Below are 17,274 nucleotides of genomic sequence, written 5' to 3'. Positions count from 1 at the left end.
GAGGCGCCGGGCGAAGAGGTGCCGGCGGAAACCGCTGCCGCTGTCGCCTACTGGTACCGACGCGACCCCAGCCTGCATCCCGCGACGATCGCCGCTCGGATCGGCCGGTCGGAGCGGACGGTACGCCGGTACTGGCCGCCGCCCGCTGACAGCGCCGCGCCGCGGCGCATGTCAATGGCCGCGACGCGGGCAACCTTAGCCGCTACGTGTGGCAGGAGGACTTCAGCGTGGCGACGGCGGAGCAGCCGGAAATGGCTCGCGCGGCCCAGTAAGGCGTCCGTCGAGGTACCGGACCGTGGCGGAGGCCCGGCGGGTCGGCCCCGGGGTAGTTGACGACCGGAGACCGGTAAGGGGCGTATCGGCATGTGTCGGAAGTATCGGAGAGTCAACATTTCCGATGCGGCGACCGTGGTGTGGAAGCGAATGGTCCACAAGCGCGCAGATGGCAAACCATCGCGAGCGAGCGCCCCGGCTCTCAGCCGTTGCGCTGTGGTTGATCTGGCCAATCGGTCTCACAAACAGGGTCTTGCGGCGGGATGCGCAAGACCCTACGGTTCCGTCCACAACCGATCAGCCGATCTAGGAGATCCCATGCGTCATCGCTCGCGGTGGTGGCACCGCCTACACGGATCCTTACTGTCCCTGAGCGGGCCCGGCCGGTGGGCCCTCTCGTTTAGCCTGGCGCTGAGCCTTGTGCTGTCGCTTGCGGTGGCCACGCCCGCGACCGCCGGCCTCAAGCACGCCGCGCTGGCCCGTGCCAACGTGTCGGTGCGGGTGGGCAAGACCCGCTCGCGGCACGCTACCCGGTCGCAGACCGACGGTCCGGGACTGACCCGGCAGACCCGGACGACCCTGCCGGCGAAGGCCTCGGCCGTCGTCCGGGTGGCCAAGGGCGCGGTGGGGGTTGGCGGCATGCCGGTCGTCGCGACCGCCCTGCCGCTCGAGGAGGACCGCGAGACCAGCCAGCACCTAGCCGGGCTCACGGCCGGACCCGCGTCCGTCCGGGTCGACGTCGCTGATCGGGCGCGCGCCGAGGCGGCGGGCATCCGCGGTGTGCTCATGGGCGTGTCCCGCGCCGATGGCTCCGCTGCGGCCGGTCAGGTGCACCTGCGCTTCGACTACACCTCGTTCGCCAACGCGTACGGCGGTGACTACGGCAACCGGCTACGCCTGGTGCAGCTGCCTGCCTGCGCGCTGACCACTCCGGCGAAGCCGGCGTGCCAGCGGGAGATCGAGGTGGGATCCGTCAACGCCTCCGGCGCGGTCTCCGCCGACGTCCGCCTTACCGGCAAGGGCGGCGTCCCGGTCTCCTCCTCCTCAGACCCGGTCGGGGTGACCGCGCTCGCACTGACGGCGGCAACGTCATCGTCGGGGTCCGACTACTCGGCGACGTCGTTGTCGCCGTCTTATTCTTGGTCGGCGGGCAACCAGAGCGGTTCCTTCGGGTTCGGCTACCCGATCAAGGTGCCCACCGCGCTCGGCGGCCCCGCCCCCGACCTGGCGCTGAGCTACGACAGCGGCGCCGTCGACGCCCAGACCTGGGCGCAGAACGGCCAGACCTCCTGGGCGGGCGAGGGATGGGACCTGCAGACCGGGTACGTGGAACGCTCCTACCGATCGTGCAACCTCGACGGCGGCACCACCCCTGATATGTGCTGGTTCTCCCCGTACAACGCCACGCTCGTGTTCAACGGGCAGGCGACCATGCTCGTGCGGGACAATACGACGGGCGTCTGGCACGGCCAGGACGACTCGGCGCTGAAAGTCGAGCAGGTCTTCGACACCTCCAAGGGCAACGGCGACAACGACGGCGAGTACTGGCGGGTCACCACTCAGGACGGGACGCAGTACTACTTCGGCGTCAACAAGCGCTACAGCACGGACACCGCGGCGACGAACTCGGTCCTCACCGAGCCGGTGTACGGCAATCAGTCCGGTGAGCCTTGCTACAACGCGACCTTCGCCAACGCTTCCTGCCAGCAGGGTTACCGCTGGAACCTGGACTACGTCATCGACCCGACCGGGAACTCGATGACGTACTTCTACAACAAGTTCTCCGGCTACTACGGCCACAACAACAACACCGGCGTGGCCCCGTACGACCTCGCCGGGACGCTCGACCACATCGACTACGGCACCAGGGCCGGCTCCGAGGCCACGGGAAGTGCGCCCATGCAGGCGTGGTTCACCCGTACCAACCGGTGCCTGAACTCCTGCGGCCAGAACACCACCGACTACCCGGATACCCCGTGGGACCTGTACTGCTCGTCCACCACGTCGTGTCCGAGTCTGCTGAGCCCGGCGTTCTTCACCCGGTACAAGCTGTCATCCGTCTACACGCAGGTGTGGGACAGCGCGGCCGCGGCGTACCACAAGGTCGACCAGTGGGACCTGACCTACACGTACCCGTCGAGCGGGGACAACATCTCCCCGGCCGGGGCCGACACGTCGCCCAACCTCTGGCTGCAGAGCGTCACCCACACCGGCTACGCGCCGGACGGCACCAGTCTGGCCGAGCCGGCGGTGACCTTCGGCGGCACCCAGATGTACAACCGGGTCGACTGGGGCAACGACGTGGGCGTACCGCCGTACGTGCACTACCGGCTGACGTCGATCGTGAACGGCACCGGCGGCCAGACCCTGATCAGCTACTCGACCTCCGACTGCACCCGCGCCTACCCGCCGGTGCCGTACGCCAACCCGTACCGGTGTTTCCCGGTGTACTTCGAGCCGAAGCAGGCGCCCGCCGGCTGGGGCTGGTTCAACAAGTACGTCGTCACCTCGGTCACCAACCGGGACCTCACCGGCGGCTCGCCGGACGAGGTTTCCTCGTACACGTACTCGACAGCCGGCTCCTCCGACGAGGCGCTCTGGCGCCACGATTACAACGAGACGAGCACCCTGGCATACCGGTCGTGGTCGCAATGGCGGGGCTACTCCACCGTCACGGTCACCCACGGAGCGTCCGGCGGTCCGCAGACCGTCACCACCAATCTGTACTACCGGGGCATGGACGGTGACGGCATCGCCAGCGCCGACAACCAGTCCGTCGTCTGGAACAGCCGGCGGGTCGGGCTCCTCACACCGCTGGGCACGCCGGGCGCCACGACCGCCATCTCCGGCATCGGGTTCAAGTGCCTGGACATCTCACGCAACGCAACCGCGGACGGCACCAACATCCAGGTCTGGTCATGCACCGGCGCCACGAACCAGGTGTGGCAGCGGCAGTTCGATGCGAACGGCCGGCCGATCATGGTCAACCCCGCCACCGGCAAGTGCCTCGACCTGAGCGCCTACGGCACCACCAACGGCACCAACGTGCAGCTCTGGACCTGCACGGGCGCCACCAACCAGGTGTGGGAACGCCAGCCGAACGGCACGCTCAAGAACCCCGTCTCGGGCCGGTGCCTCGACACCAACCTGTCCGGCACGGTCGACGGCACCAACGTGCAGCTCTACGACTGCTCCGGCGGGTTCGCCCAGCTGTGGCAGCCCCGCAACAGCGGAGCCCTCGCGGTCGCCCAAGCCAATCGCTGTGTCGACCTCTCCGCCTACGGCACGGCCAACGGCACGAAGGTGCAGAGCTGGGGATGCACGGGAGCCGCCAACCAGGCGTGGCAGCTGCGCGCCGACGGCACTCTGCTGAACCCGGTCTCCGGGCGGTGTCTCGACGTGGTCGGGGCCGGCACCGCCAACGGCACCAAGGTGCAGTTGTACGACTGCTCCGGCGGTGTCGGACAGGTCTGGGTGCCGCAGTCCGACGGCACGCTGAAGAACCCGCACGCCGGCCGGTGCCTCAACACCGCCGGCTCGAACACCGCCGCGAACGGCACCCAGCTCGAGATCGACGACTGCGGCACGCTGGTCACGGAGAAGTGGCAGGCGCGCCTGCTCGACGCCGACGGCAGTCAGGGCTTCGAACGGCAGACTGACTCCGTCGACGGCTCGACGGTCGTCGGGTCCACCATCAACACACCGACGGTGACGCTGACCGCCACCCGGGCCACCCCGGCCACGGGTGGGCAGGACATCAACGCGTACATGGTCACCGACACCGAGGAGCAGACCCGGACCTGGCTGCCCACCTCGTCGTCGTACCGCTGGACCGACAGCCTCACCAGCTACGACAGCTACGGGCTGCCGACCGACGTCAAGGACCTCGCCGACATCTCCACCAACGGCGACGACGTCTGCGAGCACACCGACTACGTTCGCAACACCACGGGAACGAACTACCTGGTCGATTTTCCCTCCCAGACGCTGACCACCAACTGCGCGACCAATCCTGGGGATGGTGACTACCTAGGCGGTAGCCAGACCAACTACGACGGCCTGGCGAACGGGCAGGCACCGACAAAGGGGTTGCCAACCACCTCGAACGACCTCGCCTCGGTCAGCTCGGGGACCCGCACCTGGAAGCAGTCGGACCGCACCGACTACGACGGCTACGGCCGGGCCAAGGCGACCTACGACGCGCTGGACCACAAGACCTCCGTCACCTACACACCCGCGGCCGGCGGTCCGGTGACCAGCGCGACGACCACCAACCCGCTGGGCTGGACCAGCACCACCACAGTGGACCCGGGGAAGGCCACGCCGACCTCGGTGATCGACGCGAACGGCAAGGTCACCACCGCCCAGTACGACGCGTTGGGCCGGCTGACGAAGGTGTGGCTGAACAACCGGGCCACCTCGGGAAACCCGGACAAGCAGTACACCTACAACCTGTCGGCGACTGCGCCGAACTGGGTCCGGACACAGCTCCTCGGGCCGTCGGGCAATCAAATCACCTCGTACACCATCTATGACGGGATGATGCGGACCCGCCAGACCCAGGAACCTGCGCCGGTCTCGGTCGGCGGCCGGATGATCACCGACACTACGTACGACGGTCGCGCTCTGACCGCCAAGGTTTCGAGCTTCTGGAACAACGCCTCCGGGCCGTCGGGCACGCTGGTCAGCTTTGCCGACACCGACGTGCCGACCCAGCACCGCCTCACCTACGACAACCTGGAGCGCAAGGTCGTCGACGCCTTCTACTCGGCCAACACGGCCAAATGGCAGACCACCTATTCGTACCAGGGTGACCGCTCTGCGGAGATCGCGCCGACTGGCGGAATCACCACTCAGTCGATCTTCGACGTCCGCGGCAACATCACCCAGGTACGGCACTACAGCAGCAGCAACCTGTCGGGCTCGTACACCCACAGCACCTACACCTACGACCGGCTCAACGACCTGGTGTCGGTGACCGATCCGGACGGCAACACCTGGTCCCGCTCCTCGGACCTGCGCGGCCGGCTGATCTCGGAGACCGACCCGGACTCCGGCACCAGCACCTACACCTACGATGACGCCGGGCAGCGGTTGACGGCGACCGATTCGCGCGGCGTCACGCTCGCCTACACCTACGACGCCCTGGGTCGGGAGACCGGGGAGTGGCACGGCAGCACCAGCGCGCCCGGATACGTCCTGGCGACCTGGAGGTACGACACCCTGTCCGACGGCACGGTGGTCAACGGTCAGGTGGGCTCCACGACGCGCTGGCACGGCACCGACCAGTACGTGACCGCAGCGACCGGGTACGACGACGCATACCGGCGGCTCGGCACCTCGGTCACCGTGCCGACCAGCGAGAAGGACCTCGCCGGCACCTGGACCACCACGGCGGCGTACAACGCGGACGGCTCACCCGCTTCCCTCACCTACCCGGCGGCGGGCGCCCTAGGCGCGGAGACCGTGACCTACGGCTACGACGCCAACGGCTACCAGTTGACGGCGTCGGGACAGGACACCTACGTCTCCGCCACGTCCTTCACGTCGTGGGGCTCGGTGTACCAGATGACGCTGGGCTCCGGCGGCAAGCGGGTCCAGGTCACCACCGACGCCTGGAACGACACACACCGGGCGCGCAGCGTCCAGGTCGCCACGGAGAACCAGACCACGCCGGGCACCTTCGACGAGCGACTCAGCCAGCAGTTCAACTGGGATCCGGCCGGCAACCTCACCTCCGTTGACAGCCAGCAGGCGGGGGCCACCACGGACTCACACTGCTTCGGCTACGACAACCTGCAGGAGTTGACCGAGGCGTGGACCACCACGCCCGCGGCCGGTGGCTGCGTCGCGGCACCATCCACCAGCACCGTAGGCGGGCCCGACGCCTACTGGAACAGCTACCGCTACGACTCGGTCGGAAACCGCACCGGGTTGACCCGCCACGGGCTGGACGGGGCGGCGGACACGGTCTCCACGTATTCATTCCCGGCAGCCGGCGGCAGCCAGCCGCACGCGCTCTCGAGTGTGGCGACCACCGGGCCGAACGGCAGCACGACCGCCAGCTACACCTACAACGCGGCCGGGCTGACGACCAACCGAACGGTGGGCGGCTTGTCCACCGACTACACCTGGACCGACGGCGGCCAGGTCGACACCGCCACCATCCATGCGACGACGGGAGACCAGCAGACCAGCTACCTCTACGACGCCGCAGGCACGGAGCTCATCCAGCGCGGACCGCAGGGCAGCACGCTCTACCTCGGCGGCACCGAACTGACCAGTGACGCCAACGGCGCCCTGACCGGGGTCACCAGGTACTACCTGGCCAACGGTGCGGTCGTGGCGACCCGCACCAACACCGGCCCGGTCATGTGGCACGCCACCGACCAACAGGGCACCGCGCAGATCGTGGTCGACTCCACCACGCTGCAGACGACGATCCGCAAGCAGGATCCGTTCGGCAACGCCAGGGGCGCCACCCCGACCTGGCCCGACCCGCACGGATTCGTGGGTGGCACCACCGAACCCGGCGGCCTGGTCCACCTCGGCGCCCGGATGTACGACCCGGACACCGGACGCTTCATCAGCCCGGACCACCTGCTTAACGTCGCCGACCCGCAGCAGAGCAACGGGTACGCGTATGCCGACAACAACCCGACGTCGAGCAGCGACCCGACCGGGCTGGACGCGGGAAACACGCCCGCTCACATGACGGCCATCATGCTTCGCATGCAGGTTCTGGTCGGCATGAATGACGGGCAGGCCATCATCTGGGGTTCCACCCTCAACGAGCAGGGCCCGGATCTGATCTGCTGGGAATGCGAGCCTGGCAAGGTGTGGGTCTGGGAATTCAAGTCAGAGAACAACCGGGACGGTGCCGGATCTCTGGCGACGGAGTTGCAGGAGCACATCGAGCAGGCCAGGAAGAGCCCTCTCTCAGCCGGGTTGGAGGTGGAGGCCGGACCGTCGTTCGCGTCGATCGGCAAGCCCTACGAGCAGACGGCCACCAATGTGGCGGAGCCCGCAGAGTTGGTAACGGTGCACGACGCGGCAAACGTAGCCGGTCTTCAGCTCTACCGGACCGACCAGCAGGACGAGGACAGCCCCGCCGCTCAGGAGCACCATGAGAAGAGCGACGCCGCCAAGTTGGCGGCCTCCAAGGAGAAGAAGAAGGCGAAAGCGGCGGGGTACGTACCTCCGAAGCGCAGAACCAAGGAGGCGCGCACCAAGGGAACCAAGAAGAACCGGCCAGGACGTACGTCACGCAACCCGCGCCCGAGGAAGCATTCCCACGGTCACTCGCGTGGCTCACACAGCCGGGCGATGCTGGACGACGGCGCCGTGGTCGGCGGCAGCTTCTGGGGCGACGTGGCCCTGTTCACCGGTGCGATCGTCGCCGGGTACGTACTGATCCGAGGTGCAGTGGTGATAGGTGCCGGTTGGTTCGCCGGCGAAGCGGGAGCGGGTGCGGCGGCTTCCGAGGAGTACGTCAGCTCCGGTATCGCGAAGCTGGAGCATTACGCGAACTCCGCCGGGCGAGCGCTGTCCCACTGGTTCTAGCCAGTGCCGCCCGGGCCCGGTCGGACGCGACCGGGTCCGGGCGGCCCCACTCCCGAAGGAAGGAGGCTCTCTTGGACGACACGGACGCGGGTCCGAACCCGCTCGCCGAGGGCACCGCCCTGGCGTTGCGAGCCCACCTGCTCATAACCGCCCGCCCCGAGCTGCTGGTGACAGCCGACGTACAACGAGCGGGCGGACCGGACCTGGTCTGCTGGCAGTGGCAGCCAGGTCAGGTCTGGGTATGGCAGCTCCGCTACGAGCACGACCGAAGAGCACCGAAGCGGTGGCCGCCCGCTGCGGTGCTGGCCAGTGTCTCGGCCGACCCGCTGTCGGCCGGGCTGGAGGTCGTCGCGGGGCCACCGCTGCACACGGTGGGGCTGTCTGCGGAGCAGGAGGCCAGCAACATGGCGGAGCCACACGAGGCCGTGACGGTCCTCGACGGCCCGGTTCCCGGGCTCCAGCTCTACCGGACCGCGTACCAGGAGGTGGAGAGTCCGGACGGCGAGCGGCGGGAGGCGGCCATGCGGGCCGCGAAGCTGAGCGCATCACGGTGCAACCGGGCGGTGGACGCCGCCCGAGCGGCGGCTCGGCCCGCCTAGCGCCAGGTCGGCCGCCGGCCCTCCATCGGGGCGTCGGCGGCCGACGGTCCGCCGCTCGGTCAAAGGAGCCCTCATGAGGCGTCTTGGACGATCTGCCAACCCAGCGGCCGAGGGGCACGGCGCTGTCTCTGCGGCTGCAGGTGGCCTCGACAGCGTTGATCTTGTCGGTGGTCTCGCTCGACGTACAGGTGGTACACCGGCGCCCGTCGTCGGCGGGTGAAATCTGCGGCGCTGCCGTCGTCGGGTCGTCGTAGGTGGCGGGCGGCAGCCCGGCCAGGTCGCTGGCGAGTATTACCGCCTGCTTGCCGGGTGGGAGCCACCGGCCCCGGGGGTAAGTCGCCGGGCTCGGCAAGACCGCGCGTGCGGGTCGCGGATTTCCAGGGAGTCGAGGACGGCGAGGGTGACCGTGTCCCCGGTCTGCATGTCGCGCAGGGTGAGCAGGACCGGCCGCTCGTCCGGGTCACGGGTCCGGTGATCGCGTCGAAGTGTTCGCTGGTGACGTCGCCGAGGCGTCGCCAGGCCCGGTTGTCGGTGTCGAAGGGGTGTTCGCTGTCGGTGCCGTAGCGCATGGGATGAACTCCTTGTCATGGCGCAGCGTCGTCTCGCGTCCGGGCCCGGCCTGCCAGGGCCAGTTGGGGACGCGATGCATGCACGCTTCGATGGCGCGGGATGGTCAAGTCGCGGACCGCCGGCGGAGGCCGTCCCCTGCCGGCCTCGCGAGACGCGGGCGGATAGCCGGCGGCAGCCCCGTGATTCCCGGGGTTTGGGTACGTCGTGGGTCGCCCCGCGCGGCGCTGCCCGGCCGCAGCCGTTGCAGCGCCGCGGCGTGGGGTGGGACTGGTTGGCTGCCGGACGGGTCCGGCCCGGGTCGGTTCTAGGCCTGGCTGAGCGCGGTGACGGCGGCGTCGGCGATCGCGGCGATGGCCTCGACCGAGTCGGTGAGGGTCAGGGTGGTGGCGTGCGTGAAGGTGTTTCCCCCAGACCTGGTCCGGGTCGGTCGGCTCGCCGGCGGCGGGCGGGTCGGCGGGGTGCAGCCACAGCACGGCGCAGCCTGCCCGGTGGAGGGTGGTGACTAGGCGTTGGCCGGCGGGGATGTCGTCGAGGTAGCCGTCGGAGACGACGGCGAGCATCCGTAGGGCGTGGCCGTGGCGCAGGTCGAGGAGTTGGTCGGCGACCTTGACCGCTTCTGGGAACGTGGCGGTGGCGAAGTCGGTGCGCATGTGCAGCATCTGCTTCGGGTATGTGCGTGGAGGTACCAGGACGGTGGTGCGGTCGCCGAAGCCGATGGTGGTGGTCGTTGCCTCGGCGCGGCGGGCGGCGTGGGCGAAGATCCACGCCGCGGACGACATCGCCTCGGTGTGGCGGTCCATCGAGCCGGACAGGTCGACCAGGATCGCCAGGTGCAGACGTGGTTTCTCGGGTGGCAGTTGGGCGCGTTGCTGCCACGGGGCAGCAGTTGGCAGTTGCCCGGCGGCGGTTTGTGCTTCGGCGGTGATGGCCTGCCGGGTGCGGAGCCGGCCGGGTGGGATCGCGGAGGGCCGCCGGCCGGGTTCGGGGTGCTGGGTGCGGGCCTGCCGCAGCCGGTTGGCGAGGTCGCGGGCCGCGCGGTGTTCCTGCTCGGTCGGGTCCCGGCGGTCCCACTCCGACGGTGGGCTGTGCCGGCGGGCCAGCAGCGATGCGGCGTACTCGGCCGGGGTGAGGCCAGAGGCGACGGCGAGGTAGTCGACGAGGGCCGCGGCGAGGCGGCCGGCGAACTGCCCGGCGTCCGGCTCCGGGGTGTCGTACTGCTGGTCGGGGTCGATGCCGAGGACCTGGCACCACCGCCGGGCGAGGCTGATCATGGTGTCGGCGTCGGTGTCGTCGCAGGTGTGGGCTTCCCGCCAGATGTCGCGTAGCTGCCGCAGGCGTTTGCGTCCGAGGACGCCGGAAACCGCGGCGCGGACCGCGCGGACGTCCTTGCTGGTGACGATGCGGACGTCGACCCGGGCGAGGAGCAGGCCGGCGAGTTGCCCGGCGTGCCACGGGTCGTCGACGGCCGCGTCGTCGGGGTCGAGGAGGGTTTTCACGACGTGGCGCAGCCAGCGGCGGTCACCTCGGCGGCGCTCGCGTTGGCGGCCTTCGGCCCGGGAATCCTCCAGCATGTCGGCGACGTCGGCGAGGATCGGCGGGGTGGTCCAGCGGCTTTGCGCGGCGTGCGCGGCGCCGTGCACGAGCAGCCCGTAGCCGGTGGGCACGAGGCGCTTGTGCCGGGCTTTGGCCGGGTCGGTGATGTCGGGGCTGTCGGCGATGTAGGTGGCGTCGACCTCGATGCGGTTGAGGTCGGGGTAGAAGCATTCGCGTGCGGTGCCGGCGGCGCCGGGGGCGACGAGGACGGTGAGGTCGGTGCGGCCGGTCAGCAGCGGGACGTGCCGGGTCCACGCTGCGGACCAGGCCTGCCAGTCGCGGGCGCCGGCCCGGGCCGGCGGTGTGCCGGTGCGCAGGTGGGTGTTGGGGTGTGACACGGATTGGCTCCTTCCAGAGGGGGGTGGATGGGGTCAGCGCTTGCCGAGGGCGAGCGCGGTGATGGGGGTGCCGGTGTGCCGGGACAGGGCGGCGGTGACGTCGTCGCGGGCGTCCTCCGGGGCGATGCCGGCCAGGTTGGCCAGGGCGGCGGTCATGCCCAGGTGGTCGCGGACTTTGGCGAAGCCGAGCAGTTCGCGCAGCTGGGGCGCCCACACGGTTTGCCTGCGGCGAGGTCGGCGTTGAGGTCGATCGCCGCGTTGACGACGGGCTTGGGTACGCCGAGTTGGCGGGCGAGGTCCCAGTCGGTGGTGACGTGCAGGTGGACGGTGAACCGGAGGCCAGGGCTTCGGTGAGCACCGCGCCGTGCACGCCCGGGTTGTGGCCGGCGACGATGTAGAACCCGTCGACGGCCTCCACGGTCTCGTTGCCGTTGGCGGGGATGGTGATGACGCCGCGGCCGTCCATGGCCGGGTACAGCACGGCGAGGACGCGGGGCGGGATGAGGGTGGCGTCGTCAACCAGCAGCACCCGCCCTTCGCGCATGGCGGTGACGAAAGGTCCGTGGACGAACTCGTAGCCGCCGCAGGGGATCGGGTTGTAGGAGCCGAGGAAGTCGCCGACGACGGTGTCGCCGGTGCCGGCGACGGCGAGCAGGTCGGGGAACGCGGCCTCGACCATGGCCGTCTTGCCGGTGCCGGGCGGGTACAGCAGCACGGGCACCTGCTGGGTACGTAGCCGCCGCAGTTCCTCGACGTCCCAGGATCATGCCGGCGTTGACGCCGATCCGGGACCCTGCTGGGCTGCCTCGGCACCGCCACCCTGCAGGCCATCGCGTTCTCGACCGGCATCCAGCTGCTGACCGACCCGGACGCCAGCCTGCCGGTCCTGCTGGGCCTGCCCGGCTCCGACATCCTGAACCTCCTGCTCGTCGCCGTGCTGCTCTGGGTCACCATCAAGATCCCGAGCATGATGAGCCGGTTCGTGACCCGCAAGGGCGGGGCCAACTTGGGCGGCATCCTGCTGCGGGCGGTCCTGATCCAGACCGTCACCCGCCAGATTCCGTTCGGCCGCGCGGTGCGAGGTGGGCGATGACCCACGACGACACCACACCCCGCGCCGTGGTCCCGGCCAACGTCAACGAGCCCGACCGTATCGCGTTCGGGTTGACGTTCCGGCAGCTCGGCATCGTCGGTGGCGTCGGCCTGGGCGGATTCGGCCTGTACCAGACCTTCGGGCACCTACTGCCGCCGGTCGTCTGGATCGTGGCCGGGTTCATCGTGTTCGCCATCGCGATCGTGGTGGCCCTCGGCCGCCGCGACGGCCTACCGCTGGACGTGTGGATGCGGCACTGTTTCGCCCTGTCCCGCAGCCCGCGCCAGCTGACACCGGGCAAGGCGCGGGCCACCTCGGTCGCGGCCGTGGCCGGCACGACGAGCGTTCCGGCGCCGCTACGCTCGCCGGTCACGGCGGTCAGCCCGACCGGAGTCCTCACCAGCGAGGGCCGCGCCAAGGTGCTCATCGCCTGCGGCACCACCAACATCCACCTGCGCAGTGGCGGTGAGCAAGGCGCGCTGCTGGACGGCTTCGGCCGGTTCCTCAACTCGCTGACCGGCCCCGCGCAGATCGTCGTCGCCGCCCAGCGGCACGACCTGACCGCCCACGCGCAGGCGATCGTCGACCACGCACCGCGCCTGCCGCATCCGGCGTTGCAGGCCGCCGCCGACGACTACGCCGAGTTTCTCCTCGACCTCGACGCCGAGCGCGATCCGCTGCGCCGTCAGGTGATCGCGGTCGTCACCGGCGAACACGTCGCCGACACCGCCGTACGCGCCCTGTCCGGGCTCGGTGTCGAAGCCGCCGCCTTGGACGGGCCGGCGGTCGCCTCGGCCCTGGCCAACGCGGTCGATCCCTTCTGTCCACCGGTGCCCGGCCCGCGAGCGGTCCCCGGCGCCCCCATCACCCTTCGGAGCAGCACATGAACCTGGTGAAGTCCAAGAACAAGATTGTTGCGGCCGGGGAGGGCATGCCCTCCCCGGCCGCTGTGTCGGTCACCCCGTGGCACGTGCAGGTCGGCGACGGTTACGCCGCCACCTACGCCGTGTGCGGATACCCGGCCGAAGTGGGTCCGGCCTGGCTCGACCCGCTGCTGTCCTACCCCGGCCGCGTGGACGTCGCCGTGCACATCGACCCCGTCGCGCCGCAGCTGGCCGCGCCGATGCTCAAACGCCAGCGCGCCCGCCTCGAATCGTCGCGGCGGCTCGACTCCGACCAGGGCAAGCTCGGTGACCCGATGGTCGACGCGGCGGCGGCCGACGCCGCCGACCTCGCCGAGCGGGTCGCCCGGGGCGCGGCGAAGCTGTTCGACACCGGCATCTACGTCACCCTCCATGCCCGTACCCTCGACGAGCTGCGGACCGTCACCGCGGGCGTCAAGTCGGCTGCCGCCAGTGTGTTGCTGGACTTGCAGCCCGCGACGTTCCGCCACCAGCAGGGCTGGATCTCCACGCTGCCGATCGGGGTTGACCCGCTGCGGATGCGCCGCATCCTCGACACCACCGCCCTCGCGGCGGCGTTCCCGCTGGCGTCGGCCGACCTCGCCGCCCCGGCACCGGGCATCCTCGCCCCGCCCGAAGGCGTGCTCTACGGGGTCAACACCACCAGCAACGGAGTCCTGATCTGGAACCGGTGGGCGCAGGACAACCACAACAGCGTGGTCCTGGCACGCTCGGGCGCGGGCAAGTCGTACTTCGTCAAGCTCGACGTGCTGCGGAACCTGTACCAGGGCACCAGCGTCAGCGCCATCGATCCCGAGGACGAGTACACGCCCCTGGCCGAGCACGTCGGCGGCACCGTCGTGCAGCTGGGCGTGCCCGGCGTGCGGGTCAACCCCCTCGATCTGCCCGCCGACGACCGGGCCGACACCTTGACCCGGCGCGGCCTGTACTTGCACACGCTGATCGCGGTCATGCTCGGCGCACCACCGCCGCCCACCGAACGCGCCGCCCTCGACCGGGCCATCACCGCCACCTACGCGGCGGCAGGGATCAACGGCGACCCGGCCACCTGGACCCAGCCCGCCCCACTGCTGCGCGACCTGGCCGACACATTGGCCGCCGACGACGACCCGGCCGCCGGGCAGCTCGCCGCCCGGCTCGCCCCCTGGACGAGCGGCAACTTCAGCGCCCTGTTCGACGGGCCGACCACCACCACCCCGCGCGGACACCTGGTGGTCTGGAGCCTGCGGCACCTGCCCGACGAGCTGCGCACCGTCGGGACGCTCCTCGCCTTGGACTCGATCTGGTCGGGCATCGACACTGCGTCCACCGGCGCCCGCCGGCGGCGGCAACTCGTCGTCGTGGACGAAGCGTGGCTGCTGATGCGCGACGGCGAGGGCGCGCGGTTCTTGTTCCGGATGGCCAAGGCCGCCCGCAAGCGCTCGGCCGGGCTGTGCGTCATCACCCAGGACGCGGCCGACGTGCTGTCCACCGACCTCGGCCTGGCCGTGGTGTCCAACGCCGCTACCCAGGTGTTGATGCGTCAGAGCACGCAGTCCATCGACGCGGTGGCTGAGGCGTTCAGCCTCACCGCCGGGGAGTCGCGGCTGCTGCTGTCGGCACCCAGGGGCGAAGGTCTGCTCGTCGCGGGCCGTTCGCGAATCCCGTTCCGCAGCGTCGGGTCGTCGGCAGAGCACAAGATCGCCGTGACGGGGATCGGTGAGGCCGAATGAACGCCGACATCCTCACCAATCCGGGCGAGGTCTGGCAGTGGATCGTCGCGCGGCCGTGGCTGGGTTTCATCGCCGCCGCCGCGATCGTCGCGGCGGTGTTCGGCCACGATCGGCTGCTCGCCTGGCGGCACCAGCGGTACGCCGCCGGGGCGCGGTGGCTGACCATCGCCGCGCCGCCGGAGGTCACCCCGGAATCGGCGCCGGCGTTCTGGACGACCCTCGTCGGCGTCCTGACGCCTTCGGTGTGGCGGCGGCGGGTGTACGGCATCCCGCACGTCGGCTGGGAGTACACCTGGACCGGCCGAGCCCTGACGATCCGGGTGTGGGTGCCGGGCACGGTGCCGCCCGGCGCGGTCGAGGCCGCCGTCCGGGCGGCCTGGCCCGCCGCCACGCTCACCACCGCCGACGCCGCCGCGCCGATCCCATCGAGGGTGGGTGAGCAGGTCGGTGGGGCGCACTGGCCGCAGTCGACCGACGCGCTGCCGCTGCGCACCGAGCACGACGCCGACCCGCTGCGGGCACTGCTGTCGGCCGGGGCCGAGGTCCGCCACCGCGAACACGCGGTAGTGCAGATCCTCGCCCGGCCCGCCACGGCCCGCCGCGTACGCGCCGCCAGACGGGCGGCGGCGACCAGCGCCACCCATCCCCACGGGCGGCCCGATGTGGCCGCCCGCGCCGTTTCCGGGATAGCACGGCTGGCCATCGAACCAGTGCTGTGGATTCTGGAGGTGTTCACGCCCGGCCCGTCCCGGCCACGAACCCCCGCGCACGCGGGTACGGCGGCACGGTCGGCCGACCGTGACCCCGTGGCCACCGCCGACGCCCGCACCGTCGTGGACAAGGCCGTGCGGGTGCCGCACTACGAGATCGCGGTCCGGTTCGCCGTCGCGGCTGACGCAGACAAGTCCCCGCCGGACAAGCAGCGGGCCAAACAGATCCGCGAGCGGCTCGTCGGGTTGAGGCACACCATCGCCTCGGCCGCCGCCGCCTACACCGGCCCGAACCGGCTGCGGCGCATGAAGATGCCCGCCCCGGTGGCCACCGTCGCCGGACGCAGGCTGCGGCGCGGGTTCCTGGCCACCGTACCCGAGCTCGCGGCCCTCGCCGCGCTGCCGCAAGACCTCGCCGTGCCGGGCCTGGACCGGGCTCGGGCCAAGGCGGTGCCGGCGCCGGTGGCCGTGCCCTCCGGCGGGCGCGGGGTGAAGGTGATCGGACGCTCGCAGATCGGCCACCATTCGGTGGGCCTGAATGTGACCGATGCCCGCCAGCACATCCATGTGGTCGGCAAGACCGGCGTCGGCAAGTCCACGCTCCTGTTGAACATGATCCTGGGCGACATCCGGGCCGGGCGCGGGACGGTGGTCATCGACCCGCGCGGGGACCTGGTCACCGACATCCTCGACCGGCTCCCCGCCTCCTACGCCAAGAAGATCGTCATCATCGACCCCGACCAGGAGAACCCCGGCTGCTTCAACCCCCTCGACGACAACGGGGACCCGCACCTGGCCGTCGACAACCTGGTCGGGATCTTCGCGAAGATCTTCCAGGGCCAGTGGGGTCCGCGTATGGACGACACCATGCGGGTGGCGTGCCTGACGCTGATGCGGCATGCCAAACCGACCTTGAGCCTGGTCCCGTCACTGTTGCAGGACAAGGAGTTCCGGGCCAGGTTCACCCACGGCCTGAACGACCCGGACGGGCTCGGCGGGTTCTGGGTCTGGTACGACGGCATCAACGAGCAGTTCCGGGGCCAGGTCATCGCGCCGGTCCTGGCAAGGTTGCGGGCGTTCCTGTTGCGGGACTTCGTCAAGAACGTGATCGGCCAGGCCCACAGCTCGTTCGACATGGGCAAGATCCTCGACGGTGGAGTGCTGCTGTGCCGGCTACCCAAAGGCATCCTCGGCGAGGAGACCAGCCGCATCCTCGGCTCGCTCATCGTCGCCCGCGTCTGGCAGGCCGCCATCGCACGGGCCAGCATCCCCGAAGACCAGCGCAAAGACGCCACAATGTTTGTGGATGAGTGCCAGAACTTCCTGACACTGCCCGGCAGCGTCGGGGACATGCTCGCCGAGGCGCGGGGTTTCAGGTTGGGTCTGGTCCTGGCTCACCAGGACCTGGCGCAACTGCCGAAGGACGTCGCTGCGGCGGTATCGGCCAACGCCCGCTCGAAGCTGTACTTCAACGTCGACCCGGCCGACGCCCGGGAGTTGTCCCGGCACACCAAACCGGAGTTGGACGAGCACGATCTGGCCCATCTCGACGTCTACACCGCTGCCGCCCGCCTGCTGGTCGGCAACCGGGAACTGCCGGCGTTCACGTTCACCACGAACCCACCAGCCGAGATCGTGGGTGAGGCGACCGCGATCCGCCAAGAGGTCGCCGCCGCCCACAGCCGCGACACCGAGGAACCACCGATGGAACGACTGGCCCGCACGGCGATGAAACGGCGCATGGAAGCCCGCGAACGCTGATCAAGGCCGCTCGTTTCGGGCCTCGGCCGGATGCGGCATTGGGGGCTCGCTTGGGGGTGTCTGCGACACGAGACCTCAAGCGAGCCCCCTCGCACTGGCCTGTCAGGTGCCTGAGCTGCCCGAACCCGGCCCGCCGCCG

Annotated in this window: 8 protein-coding genes and 1 pseudogene; 6 read left to right on the top strand and 3 right to left on the bottom strand. The window is 70.3% G+C overall.

Annotated elements, in window-relative coordinates; all coding sequences use genetic code 11:
- The first annotated feature begins 708 nt into the window (after positions 1 to 708).
- A complete protein-coding gene (locus tag DKT69_RS16560; protein ID WP_146231107.1) occupies positions 709 to 7,836 on the top strand; it encodes a ricin-type beta-trefoil lectin domain protein in 7,128 nt (2,375 codons plus the stop codon).
- Positions 7,837 to 7,907: 71 nt separating this feature from the next.
- The gene (locus DKT69_RS16555) at positions 7,908 to 8,435 is read left to right on the top strand and encodes a hypothetical protein (protein WP_109802440.1); all 528 of its coding nucleotides are present in this window, start codon (positions 7,908 to 7,910) and stop codon (positions 8,433 to 8,435) included.
- Between the two features lie 584 nt (positions 8,436 to 9,019).
- Here the strand turns inward: DKT69_RS16555 and DKT69_RS16545 are convergent.
- The 3 genes and pseudogenes from DKT69_RS16545 to DKT69_RS39835 all read right to left on the bottom strand — a co-directional run.
- A complete protein-coding gene (locus DKT69_RS16545; RefSeq protein WP_236647960.1) occupies positions 9,020 to 10,936 on the bottom strand; it encodes a VWA domain-containing protein in 1,917 nt (638 codons plus the stop codon).
- 33 nt (positions 10,937 to 10,969) lie between these two features.
- Positions 10,970 to 11,152: a hypothetical protein gene (locus DKT69_RS39840; RefSeq protein WP_236647959.1), complete on the bottom strand. Its 183-nt coding sequence runs from the start codon at positions 11,150 to 11,152 to the stop codon at positions 10,970 to 10,972.
- 181 nt (positions 11,153 to 11,333) lie between these two features.
- Positions 11,334 to 11,615: pseudogene (locus DKT69_RS39835) on the bottom strand (AAA family ATPase); the annotation flags it as partial.
- Between the two features lie 255 nt (positions 11,616 to 11,870).
- Here DKT69_RS39835 and DKT69_RS38355 point away from each other — a divergent pair.
- From DKT69_RS38355 to DKT69_RS16525, 4 genes are read left to right on the top strand one after another with little or no spacing between them, the layout of a single operon-like run.
- Positions 11,871 to 12,029, top strand: coding sequence for a hypothetical protein (locus DKT69_RS38355; protein WP_161557860.1), 159 nt, complete (start codon positions 11,871 to 11,873; stop codon positions 12,027 to 12,029).
- Positions 12,026 to 12,916 carry a PrgI family protein gene (locus DKT69_RS16535; RefSeq protein WP_109802439.1) on the top strand — a complete coding sequence of 297 codons (891 nt, stop codon included), beginning with the start codon at positions 12,026 to 12,028 and terminating at the stop codon, positions 12,914 to 12,916. The genes DKT69_RS38355 and DKT69_RS16535 overlap by 4 nt, the downstream gene beginning before the upstream one ends.
- Positions 12,913 to 14,664 (top strand): VirB4 family type IV secretion system protein, encoded by a 1,752-nt coding sequence (locus tag DKT69_RS16530; RefSeq protein WP_236647958.1) that lies wholly within the window; start codon positions 12,913 to 12,915, stop codon positions 14,662 to 14,664. The genes DKT69_RS16535 and DKT69_RS16530 overlap by 4 nt, the downstream gene beginning before the upstream one ends.
- Positions 14,661 to 17,135, top strand: coding sequence for a type IV secretory system conjugative DNA transfer family protein (locus tag DKT69_RS16525; RefSeq protein WP_109802438.1), 2,475 nt, complete (start codon positions 14,661 to 14,663; stop codon positions 17,133 to 17,135). Before DKT69_RS16530 ends, DKT69_RS16525 begins: the two co-directional genes overlap by 4 nt.
- The last annotated feature ends 139 nt before the right edge of the window (positions 17,136 to 17,274 follow it).

The organism is Micromonospora sicca, assembly GCF_003172935.1.
In the GTDB taxonomy this organism is placed as follows: domain Bacteria; phylum Actinomycetota; class Actinomycetes; order Mycobacteriales; family Micromonosporaceae; genus Micromonospora; species Micromonospora sicca.
Note: the sequence above shows the minus strand (reverse complement) of the source record. Positions and strands in the feature narration are given on the sequence as shown.